At 35.6% G+C, this 6,421-nt stretch carries 8 protein-coding genes; 4 read left to right on the top strand and 4 right to left on the bottom strand.

Annotation, left to right across the window (positions count from 1 at the left end; genetic code table 11):
- A partial coding sequence (locus H346_RS0108005; protein WP_027970620.1) for a transposase occupies window positions 1-318 on the top strand: 318 nt, incomplete at its 5' end.
- Window positions 319-459: 141 nt separating this feature from the next.
- On the opposite strand, the gene hisS is transcribed toward H346_RS0108005, so the two are convergent.
- Window positions 460-1,740, bottom strand: a complete 1,281-nt coding sequence (gene hisS / locus H346_RS0108000) for a histidine--tRNA ligase (RefSeq protein ID WP_027970619.1) — start codon at window positions 1,738-1,740, stop codon at window positions 460-462.
- 392 nt (window positions 1,741-2,132) lie between these two features.
- On the opposite strand from hisS, the gene rpmF reads away from it, so the two are divergent.
- Both rpmF and rpmG read left to right on the top strand, forming a co-directional pair.
- The gene (gene rpmF / locus H346_RS0107995) at window positions 2,133-2,315 is read left to right on the top strand and encodes a 50S ribosomal protein L32 (RefSeq protein ID WP_000290414.1); all 183 of its coding nucleotides are present in this window, start codon (window positions 2,133-2,135) and stop codon (window positions 2,313-2,315) included.
- 15 nt (window positions 2,316-2,330) lie between these two features.
- Window positions 2,331-2,480, top strand: coding sequence for a 50S ribosomal protein L33 (rpmG, locus tag H346_RS0107990; RefSeq protein ID WP_002982147.1), 150 nt, complete (start codon window positions 2,331-2,333; stop codon window positions 2,478-2,480).
- Between the two features lie 902 nt (window positions 2,481-3,382).
- On the opposite strand, the gene H346_RS11100 is transcribed toward rpmG, so the two are convergent.
- Window positions 3,383-3,553, bottom strand: a complete 171-nt coding sequence (locus tag H346_RS11100; RefSeq protein WP_425262082.1) for a hypothetical protein — start codon at window positions 3,551-3,553, stop codon at window positions 3,383-3,385.
- Window positions 3,554-3,819: 266 nt separating this feature from the next.
- On the opposite strand from H346_RS11100, the gene H346_RS0107975 reads away from it, so the two are divergent.
- On the top strand, window positions 3,820-4,662 hold the full coding sequence (locus tag H346_RS0107975) for a DUF368 domain-containing protein (RefSeq protein WP_027970618.1): 843 nt from the start codon (window positions 3,820-3,822) through the stop codon (window positions 4,660-4,662).
- Window positions 4,663-4,799: 137 nt separating this feature from the next.
- Here H346_RS0107975 and H346_RS0107970 read toward each other — a convergent pair whose 3' ends face one another.
- Both H346_RS0107970 and H346_RS0107965 read right to left on the bottom strand, forming a co-directional pair.
- Complete coding sequence (locus H346_RS0107970) at window positions 4,800-5,417, bottom strand: NUDIX hydrolase (protein ID WP_027970617.1); 618 nt, start codon at window positions 5,415-5,417, stop codon at window positions 4,800-4,802.
- Window positions 5,418-5,543: 126 nt separating this feature from the next.
- The coding region (locus H346_RS0107965; RefSeq protein ID WP_027970616.1) for an IS30 family transposase at window positions 5,544-6,421 on the bottom strand (878 nt) is incomplete at its 5' end.

Genomic DNA, 6,421 nt, shown 5'->3' with positions numbered 1-6,421 from the left:
TTTTTACTCCAGCTATCAGCAAGTTATCCAAATGACTACATTATTTTAGTCATGGATAATGCCATCTGGCATACATCTAAGACAGTAACTATTCCTGAGAATATAGAATTCACCTTCATTCCACCCTATACACCTGAAATGAACCCTATTGAACAAGTATGGTCAGAGATTCGCAAACGTGGTTTCAAGAATAAGGTATTTAGAACTCTAAGTGCGGTAATGGATAAACTTCAGGAAGTTATTCAAAACTTATCTTCTGCTCAACTCAAGTCAATTGTACATAGAGATTGGACATCGGCTATTTTTGATTTTAATTGAGTATAAGTTACTATAAAAAAAGTTGTTTAACTCAATTATAAGTTAAGCAACTTTTTTTCTGCCTCTTGTGATATGTCATTACGGAATAGAAACCAACTTACTACTTTTATCATGGAGGTTTTAGATAGCAACCTTATTTCTTTATGTTAACAATTGTTCCAACACACCTGCAAAATTACTTGTAATCTCTTCAAAACTCGTACGAAGTTCTTTACGTGTCTGGTTGTTTTTTATCACAACTTGACCGGTTTCAACTTCACTTTCTCCTAAAGAAATCACAAGTTTTGCTTTAAAAGCATCAGCTGATTTAAATTGGGGCTTAATCTTACGACCAAGATAATCTCGTTCAGCTGTAAACCCCTGACGGCGAATAGCCTGAATTAATTCTAAAGCTTTGCTATTAGCAGTATTTCCTAAAACAGCCAAGTAAACATCTATTTCTGTCTCAATTGGAAGCTTAATGCCTTGCTTTTCAATAATTAATAAGAGGCGCTCTAAACCTAACCCAAATCCAAATCCAGGAGTTTCTGGACCACTGAAATAACTTACTAAACCATCATATCGACCACCAGCACAAATGGTTAAATCAGAATCTTCAACAGATGTAATAAATTCAAAAATGGTGTGATTATAGTAGTCAAGACCGCGTACCATATTCGTGTCAATCACATAAGGAATCTGGAGTACTTCAAGCATGCGACAAACCGTATCAAAATGAGCTTGGCTTTCCTCGTCTAAATAATCCAAGATAGAAGGTGCATTTTCTACCGCTGCTTTATCTTCTTTTTCTTTAGAATCAAGAACACGGAGTGGGTTTTCATCCAAGCGACGCTGACTGTCTTTTGATAAGCTCTCACGCATTGGTGTCAGGTAATCAATTAAAGCTTGGCGATAAGCATAACGACTGGCTAGGTTTCCTAAACTGTTTAGGTGAAGAGTAACATTTTTAATCTCTAATTTTTCAAACAAATGGTAGGCCATAGCAATTGTTTCAACATCTATTGCTGGATTAGTTGCACCAAAACATTCTACTCCAATTTGGTGAAATTCACGTAAGCGACCAGCTTGAGGGCGTTCATAACGGAACATTGAACCAATATAGTACATCTTAACTGGCTTTTGAACTTCCGGTGCAAAAAGTTTATTTTCAACATAAGAACGGACAACTGGTGCAGTTCCTTCCGGACGAAGGGTAATATGACGATTTCCCTTGTCGTAGAAATCATACATTTCCTTGGTCACAATATCTGTAGTATCCCCTACTGAACGTGAAATAACCTCATAATGTTCAAACATCGGTGTGCGAATCTCGCCATAATTATATTGTTTAAAGGTCTCACGTGCGACAGTTTCTAAATACTGCCATTTAGCAGCATCAACAGGAAGAATATCCTGAGTTCCTTTTGGTTTTTGGAGTTTCATTTCATAATACAGAGGCAGCTAAGTTTCCTTTTAAAGCAGAACATCATTTTAGTAGAACACAAATGATACCTCTTCTTCAAAAACTAAACCGAAGTTTAATAGTAAAACGTGTTGAACCTCTTCCTTTCTTTTCTCAATAGTGTCTTTATTTTATCACTTTTATGGGCTTTTTTGTAGAATAGCAGCGCTTTTTCACAAAATTTTGTCAAGTAACTTTACTTTACAAAAAAGTTGTGTTACTATATTAGAGTTGGCGAAAGCTATAACACAAAAAATAAATGAATCGGGCAAAACGCTTTGATAGACGAGATCTGTTGGAAATAATAGGATATGTTTTTCAGTTCTTCTATCACTTTAGACCGCCCTTAGTATCTTAATTGGAGGATAAAAAAATGGCAGTTCCTGCACGTCACACGTCAAAAGCTAAAAAGAACAAACGTCGTACACACTACAAATTGACAGCTCCATCTGTACAATTCGACGAAACTACAGGCGATTACTCACGTTCTCACCGTGTATCACTTAAAGGGTACTACAAAGGACGTAAAATCGCAAAAGCTAACGAAGCTAAGTAATAGAAGGGAGATACCATGCGCGTAAATATTACACTTGAACACAAAGAATCTGGTGAACGCTTGTACCTTACTTCAAAAAACAAACGTAATACTCCAGATCGTCTGCAATTAAAAAAATACTCACCAAAATTACGTAAACATGTAACTTTTACTGAAGTGAAATAATTGAAACAAATAAACCTAATGAATTTAGTTTTCATTGGGTTTTTGTATAGTTTCAAAATATTTTTTTCTATAATACAATCTTTTATCATGGGGCACTCAACGGATAACTTTTATCAGATTTGCGGAACAAAATTAATTAAAAAGGAATTAGCTTACGAACACTTTTGATTTTATCTATAATGTAGTAGTTAGTTTAATTGTGATTAATCAATCAAATCAAAAAATTCTACTTATGTGGTAGCATGGAAGATCTTGGAAAATTCTTATTGCAGGTTATGTCAACAGAGCAGAGTCTACTGAAGAAACTACAATTCGAGACTAAAAGAAGAATAGGCTTGCTAGTGCTGTCAAATTTTTAATCATATGCGCTTCTTTGAACCTTTCAATATACTCGGTGTAACTTTACAGTCCTTGTCAAGGATGACAGTAACTTTCAAATTAACCATGAAATTGATGCCTATGACGGTATGGTTATGGGGAAGCAAAGAAAATCCTTTTCCCAAATAGCTTAGCTGTCCACTTCTTGAGTACGTACCTTGATGAAAACAAGTAAACACTAATAGACCAGTAATTATGTTATTGGTCTATTTTCCACTTTTAGAAGAACAAGTTTAAACCAACTCCTACGATCGCAGTAATGAAGAGGAAAAAGGCTATAAAGCCAATTACTATTATAGGGATATTTCGCTTTTTCTTCACGTTCTTGATACTTATCTAAGGTTTATCTCTTGGAAATAGCAAGGATTTATTTGTAGATTTGCACATCATTTTTTCTTAAATGTTTCAATGCGTAATGCATAACATGGTAACAGCACAGAACATTAACCAAATAGTTATGACTTTCCAACTCGTAAATCGTATGAGTGGATATGCTGTGATGGCTAGAACAATGGATCCAATTGTCATATATAATTCATCTTTTTTAATTGATTTCGGTCTTCTGTTTTGATCATCTTTTTCATTTCTTCAAAATCTCTTTCCACTAATTGACCTAAAGTCACTTGAAAAAGGTTTGAGAGAGTAATCAAACTTTGAATATCGGGATAGGTTTTGTTATTTTCCCAGTTCGAAATGGTTTGTCTAGAAACATAGATTTTTCTGCAAAGTCTTCTTGCGACATTTTAGCTTTTTTCTAAAATGAGCAATCTGATTTCCGATGTTCATGTATGACCTCCTTTCAATTTCAGTTTAAAGGGTTTAAGGATTTTTTGTGATCAATATCTTTGACATGACTCTTTTTAAGCTGAACTGTCAACCGCTTGTAAAGTTCCTTGTCTAAAGAAGGTGGTCAAATCGTAATCTATGGTATAATATAAGAACTACTATCAAGGAGGATGACATGATTTCCTTTATCACGCGCCTAATTAAGGGCATGATTATTGCACTTGGCTTTATTTTACCTGGGGTATCTGGTGGTGTTTTAGCAGCTATACTTGGTATCTATGAACGCATGATTTCATTTTTGGCACATATTCGTGATCACTTTGTAGAGAATTTTCTGTTCTTTTTGCCTGTAGGAATTGGAGGAATTTTAGGGATTGCTCTCTTTTCTTACCCTGTTGAATTTCTTCTGGAACATTTTCAGGTTATTGTACTGTGGGGATTTGCAGGTGCCATTGTTGGAACCATTCCAAGTCTCATTAAAGAATCTACCAAACACTCCAAACCTGATAAAACTGATAGAATTTGGTTACTTAGCACCTTTTTGATTTCTGGGTTCGGACTTTATTTCCTCAATGATTTGGTAGGAACCATTCCGGCAAATTTTCTTAGTTTTATCTTAGCAGGTGCTCTAATCGCTTTAGGAATTTTAGTTCCCGGTCTTAGCCCATCCAACCTTTTATTAATCCTAGGTCTTTACACCCCCATGCTGGCTGGGTTTAAATCACTTGACTTGATAGGAACCTTCTTACCAATTACCATTGGGGGAATTTTAGCTATTCTTGCCTTTTCAAAAGCTATGGATTTTGCTTTAACGTATTATCATTCTCGTGTCTATCATTTCATTATCGGTATTGTGTCGTCAAGTACTCTCTTAATTCTTATCCCAAACAGCGGTAACAAAGAATCTATCTCCTATGCTAGTACTGGTCTAGGAACTTGGCTAATAGCCATTATCTTTTTCGGATTAGGAATTTGGTTAGGTCTTTGGATGAGTAAACTTGAAGAAAAATATAAATAATATTAATTGTTAATTTCTTGGCAAGACTAAAAATCAGATCGATGTTTTAATCGATCTGATTTTTTTACTTGATGTTTTAATCTTTTCCTAGAGTGCCTACCGTAGTCAATCGAATCATAAATCTTGATTAATGTTTTCTATTGTAGCACTTCTTTTTCCTGCTCTGCTTTTTTCAAAATGTCGATAAAACATTTTGTAAATTGGGCAGTCATTCCCCAAATGGTTTCTTCTAAATGCTCGTAGAAAGGGATCCTACGGGAATGTTGACTAAATTTATAATTCTGACCATTATGAATCCGATCGAAGGGAAAATCTGATGATTTAAGTGGATCAACTTCTAGACAGTAATAAACAGGATCTTCTGCTTTTAGTCGGTTTAAAGGAACTGTAAAGAGTCTATCAACTTCTTCGTTGGTTTGAATTTTTTTCCAATTATCATTGTTTAATTCTCCGACAAAACAATGAATACTTCTTGAACCTTGAACTAAATAATCAATTTCTCCCCAAAGATGAATTTGAGAAGCCTCAACATTAAGTTCCTCTACTGTTTCTCTAATAGCAGCTTCTTGGAGAGTTTCGTGGTCTTCGACTCGTCCTCCTGGAAAAGAAACATCACCCGGTTGAGAAATATGCTGGCTTTTGACTTCATATAAGATATGCCATTCATCATTTACAGCGATGAGAGGTAAAAAAACAGCGTAGCGCTTTTCTTCTCCTAATGGTTTTGTTTGATAATGTTTCAATAATTCTTCCATAACATTTTCCTAGTTATCTTTCCGTTAAGCCTTATGTTCATCATATAAAATCCTAGCTTTTTGGTCAACTTATTAATTTTAATTAGTGATTTTTGATATATATTATTTTTTTATATACTCAAATTGTCAAATTAAGTTGGACATCATGATGTGACTCAGAAATAGTTGGTAGGGTGTTTTATAGTCCAAGGATTTTCGTGGGATTATGTTCCTCTTATCAGCTATGTCTGATAATACTTCTTGAGAAATGCCACTAAAGTCCATTTGTTTGGGTAAACCATGCCTTCTTAGGAGACCATTCGAATGCTCGTTGAGACCACGCTGACCTGGACAACCAGGATCCGTAAAGAAAATGTCAATATCGTGCGCATTGGACAGTGATTTCCAGTTTGAAAATTCCTTGCCACAATCAAAGGTAATGGACTTGAACACATGCTTTGGAAATCTAGCCAACCAACGATGAATAGAGGTTTCGACATCGCTAGCTTTTCTTCCATTTGTTTGAAGGGTAATGATGGCTTTAGATAAGCGTTCTACCAAGGTGATAACAGCACTCTTATGGTTCTTACCGACAATGGTGTCCCCTTCTAAATGACCAAATTCTGTCTCAAAGTCAGGGTATTTCTCGGCTCGCTCACGTAGATTACGTCGAAAAGCTTGTTTCCCACGTTTCTCTGAATAACCATTTGGTCTCCGTTTGCCTTTCCAAGGCATCTCCTCTGCCTTGAGTCCCCCACGATCTACCAGACGATACAAGGTTTTCATAGAATAAGAAATGCAGTCTGGAAAGGTCCCTTTAATCACATCTAGGCTCCAATCTTGCTTCAGATAACTTTGGATGAAGGTCTTTTCATCATCAGAAAGAATAGCTTGACGACGTCCACAGCGAGATTTATTGGCCTTGTAGAACTGATAATAGTCATTGGCTGACTTTCCTTGTTTTAGGAAAGTTACAACCTTATGAATCGTTTGTCGGCTTCGCTTAAGCGATTGAGCTATTTTGA

Origin of the sequence: Streptococcus castoreus DSM 17536 (genome assembly GCF_000425025.1) — a bacterium.
In the GTDB taxonomy this organism is placed as follows: domain Bacteria; phylum Bacillota; class Bacilli; order Lactobacillales; family Streptococcaceae; genus Streptococcus; species Streptococcus castoreus.
This window is presented reverse-complemented; position numbering and strand designations above follow the sequence as displayed.

Excerpts from the sequence above, each read along its gene's own strand:
- hisS (WP_027970619.1), bottom strand. The coding sequence starts at position 1,740 with ATGAAACTCCAAAAACCAAAAGGAACTCAGGATATTCTTCCTGTTGAT.
- rpmF (WP_000290414.1), top strand. The coding sequence starts at position 2,133 with ATGGCAGTTCCTGCACGTCACACGTCAAAAGCTAAAAAGAACAAACGT.
- rpmG (WP_002982147.1), top strand. The coding sequence starts at position 2,331 with ATGCGCGTAAATATTACACTTGAACACAAAGAATCTGGTGAACGCTTG.
- H346_RS0107975 (WP_027970618.1), top strand. The coding sequence starts at position 3,820 with ATGATTTCCTTTATCACGCGCCTAATTAAGGGCATGATTATTGCACTT.
- H346_RS0107970 (WP_027970617.1), bottom strand. The coding sequence starts at position 5,417 with ATGGAAGAATTATTGAAACATTATCAAACAAAACCATTAGGAGAAGAA.